Genomic DNA, 3,471 nt, shown 5'->3' with positions numbered 1-3,471 from the left:
TCTCCTCGACCTCGCCCTCCGCCTCGATGGAGATGATCTGGTCGCCGTAGTGCTCGATGAGCGGGGCGGTCTCGTCGCGGTAGACGCCGAGACGGGTGCGGATGGTCTCCTCGTTGTCGTCGGCACGGCCGCGGGAGAGCATGCGCTCGACCACGACGTCCTCGGCGACGACGAAGTTCAGCACGCCGTCCAGGTTCTGGCCCTTCTCGGCGAGCAGGTCCTTGAGGATCTCGGCCTGCTCGACGGTGCGCGGGAAGCCGTCCAGGAGGAAGCCCTCAGCTGCGTCGGCCTCCTCGAGACGGGACTTCACCATGCGTGCGGTGACGTCGGTCGGGACGAGCTTGCCGGCGTCGATGTAGCTCTTGGCCTCGACACCCAGCGGGGTGCCCTCGCCGATGTTGGCGCGGAAGAGATCGCCGGTGGAGATGTGGGGCACGCCCAGCTTCTCGGAGAGGAGAACGGCCTGGGTGCCCTTTCCGGCACCGGGGGGTCCGAGGAGTACAAGTCTCATTTGAGGAGTCCTTCGTAGTTGCTTTGGAGAAGCTGGGATTCAATCTGCTTCACGGTGGTCAGGGCGACCGACACCATAATCAGGATCGCGGTACCACCGAACGCCGTCATACCTGCGCTGGCGTTACCCACACCCAGGTCGAGAGCGATGTTCGGCAGGACAGCAATGATGCCGAGGTAGGCGGCACCGACGAAGAGCAGTCGGTTCATGACGAAACCGAGGTACTCCGCGGTCGGCCGTCCCGGACGGATGCCCGGGATGAAACCGCCGTACTTCTTCATGTTATCCGCCTGCTCGGCCGGGTCGTACTGAACCGACACATAAAAGTAGGAGAAGAAGATGATCAGGACGAAGTACAGGAGGATGTACTGCCAGGACGACGGGGTCATCAGGTACTGGATGACGTTGCGCTGCCACCAGTTGTCGGCCGCCCCCGCGTTGCCCGAGTTGACGATCTCGGTGATGAGCACCGGCATGTAGATCAGCGAGGACGCGAAGATGACCGGGATGACGCCGGCCTGGTTGACCTTGAGCGGCAGGTAGGTGGAGGTGCCGCCGTACTGGCGACGACCCACCATGCGCTTGGCGTACTGCACCGGGATGCGGCGCTGCCCCTGCTCGACGAACACGACACCCACGACCAGGGCGACGACGGCGGCGACGACGACCGCGAACACCACTCCACCGGAGGTCTGGAGGATGTTCATGCCGTCGGTCGGCAGACGGGTGGCGATACCGGCGAAGATGAGCAGCGACATACCGTTGCCCACGCCCTTCTCGGTGATCAGCTCACCGAGCCACATCACCAGCACCGCACCGGAGGTCATCACCAGGACCAGCAGGACGAGGTCCCAGATGGTGCGCTCGGGGATGAGCACCGAGATGCCCTGGCCGAGCAGCTGCTCGCGGTCCGCCAGGGCGACGATGCCCGCGGACTGCAGGAGCGCCAGCGCCAGGGTCAGATAACGCGTGTACTGCATCATCTTGGACTGACCGGACTGCCCCTCCTTCTTCAGCTCCTCGAAGTGGGGGATGACGACGGTCAGCAGCTGCGTGATGATCGACGCCGTGATGTAGGGCATGATGCCGATGGCGAAAATCGACAGCTGCAGCAGCGCACCACCCGAGAACAGGTTGATCAGCGAGTACACGCTGCCCTGCTCCTGGGTGAGCTCGCGGAGTCGACCACTGATCGACGCATAGTCGACGCCCGGCGACGGGATCTGCGCACCGATGCGGTAGATGATGACCATCAGCACCGTGAAGATGATCTTCTTCCGCAGGTCGACGTCCTTGAATGCCTGGATGATGGCGTTCACGAATCCTCCTGGCCTTCCGCCCGACGTGGCGACACGCAGGGTCAGAAGGGAATTGACACGATTGACTGGTTCAGCCTACCAGCGGGCTGTTATAACGGCTCAGTCACGGGTCGCTAACGGAGAATGTTTCCCCCGAAAGGGTCATGCTGTGGTCACGGCCCCGTCCCCACCGAGGTCCCGGACAGGGAGATCGCCGGTACACTCCGCTGTTTTCACGCCCTGAAAATCGCGGAGTGTACCGGCGATCCCCCGGGCGTCGAAAAGCGAAAAACCACCGCCCCACAACGTGGGACGGTGGTTTCAGCGTCAGAGGCCTAGGCCTCGGTGACGGTTCCGCCGGCTGCCTCGATCTTCTCGACGGCAGACCTGGAGAACTTGGTGGCGGTGACGTTCAGCTTGACGCCGAGGTCGCCGTTACCCAGGACCTTCACCGGCTGCTTCGGGCGCACGAGGCCCGCTGCGACGATGTCGGCCACGGTGACGTCGCCACCGTTCGGGAAGGCCTTCTCGAGGTCGGCGACATTGACGACCTGGAAAGTGACCTTGTTCGGGTTCTTGAAGCCCTTGAGCTTCGGCAGACGCATCTGGAGCGGCATCTGGCCACCCTCGAACGCTGCGGAAACCTTGTTGCGGGCCTTGGTGCCCTTGGTGCCGCGGCCGGCAGTCTTGCCGCCCTTACCGGCCTCACCGCGACCGACGCGGTGCTTGGGCTTGTTGGCGCCCTTTGCGGGACGCAGATCGTGGAGCTTGATGATATCGCTCATGGTTCCTACTCCCCTGCCACTTCTTCGACCGTGACCAGGTGGCGGACAACGTGGATCATGCCACGGGTGGCCTCGTTGTCCTGCTTGATCACGGACTGGCGGATCTTCCGCAGGCCGAGGGCCTGCAGATTTGCACGGGTCTTCGGCTTCTCACCGATGTAACCCTTGTCGAGGGTGATCTTCAGTGCCATGGTTTACGCCTCCTGACCTGCGCGGGCGCGCAGCATACGAGCCGGGGCGACCTCCTCGAGGGTCTTACCGCGACGTGCGGCGACCTCCTCGGGGCGGACCAGCTGCTTCAGGCCGGCCACGGTGGCGTGGACGACGTTGATGGCGTTGTCGGAGCCCAGGGACTTCGAGAGGATGTCCTGGATGCCGGCGCACTCAAGCACCGGGCGGGCTGCGCCACCGGCGATGACACCGGTACCCGGTGCGGCCGGACGGAGCATGACGATGCCCGCTGCAGCCTCACCCTGGACCGGGTGGGTGATGGTGCCACCGACCATCGGGACGCGGAAGAAGTTCTTGCGAGCCTCTTCTGCACCCTTCTGGATGGCGGCGGGAACTTCCTTGGCCTTGCCGTAGCCGACGCCGACCATGCCCTGGCCGTCGCCGACGATCACGAGAGCGGAGAAGCTGAAGCGACGACCACCCTTGACGACCTTGGAGACACGGTTGATGGTGACGACGCGCTCGATGTACTTGTCGCGCTCGTCCTGCTGCTGGTTGCGACGATCGTCGCGGTCGCGACGGTTGCCGCCGCGGCCCTGGCGCTCGTTGCGCTCGTTGGTGTTGTCGGCGGAGCGTCCGCCGTCACGCCGTTCACGTCCCGGCATTACGCATTCCTTCCGTTGATGTTCTTGATGGCGATGGTCAT

The 3,471-nt window shown here is 64.2% G+C and carries 5 protein-coding genes; all 5 read right to left on the bottom strand.

Features of this window, described 5'->3' with window-relative positions:
- On the bottom strand, positions 1–511 hold a 511-nt coding region (locus GXZ33_RS08265; RefSeq protein ID WP_291340371.1), incomplete at its 3' end, for an adenylate kinase.
- Positions 508–1,830: a preprotein translocase subunit SecY gene (gene secY / locus GXZ33_RS08260; RefSeq protein ID WP_291340369.1), complete on the bottom strand. Its 1,323-nt coding sequence runs from the start codon at positions 1,828–1,830 to the stop codon at positions 508–510. The genes secY and GXZ33_RS08265, both read right to left, overlap by 4 nt.
- A 314-nt stretch (positions 1,831–2,144) precedes the next feature.
- Positions 2,145–2,594, bottom strand: a complete 450-nt coding sequence (gene rplO, locus GXZ33_RS08255; protein WP_291340367.1) for a 50S ribosomal protein L15 — start codon at positions 2,592–2,594, stop codon at positions 2,145–2,147.
- A gap of 5 nt (positions 2,595–2,599) precedes the next feature.
- Positions 2,600–2,785 carry a 50S ribosomal protein L30 gene (rpmD, locus tag GXZ33_RS08250; RefSeq protein WP_291340365.1) on the bottom strand — a complete coding sequence of 62 codons (186 nt, stop codon included), beginning with the start codon at positions 2,783–2,785 and terminating at the stop codon, positions 2,600–2,602.
- A gap of 3 nt (positions 2,786–2,788) precedes the next feature.
- The gene (gene rpsE, locus GXZ33_RS08245) at positions 2,789–3,430 is read right to left on the bottom strand and encodes a 30S ribosomal protein S5 (RefSeq protein WP_291340363.1); all 642 of its coding nucleotides are present in this window, start codon (positions 3,428–3,430) and stop codon (positions 2,789–2,791) included.
- Positions 3,431–3,471 lie beyond the last annotated feature (41 nt).

Source organism: Corynebacterium sp. (assembly GCF_012838985.1).
Taxonomy (GTDB): Bacteria; Actinomycetota; Actinomycetes; order Mycobacteriales; family Mycobacteriaceae; genus Corynebacterium.
This window is presented reverse-complemented; position numbering and strand designations above follow the sequence as displayed.

Excerpts from the sequence above, each read along its gene's own strand:
- rplO (WP_291340367.1), bottom strand. The coding sequence starts at position 2,594 with ATGAGCGATATCATCAAGCTCCACGATCTGCGTCCCGCAAAGGGCGCC.
- rpmD (WP_291340365.1), bottom strand. The coding sequence starts at position 2,785 with ATGGCACTGAAGATCACCCTCGACAAGGGTTACATCGGTGAGAAGCCG.
- rpsE (WP_291340363.1), bottom strand. The coding sequence starts at position 3,430 with ATGCCGGGACGTGAACGGCGTGACGGCGGACGCTCCGCCGACAACACC.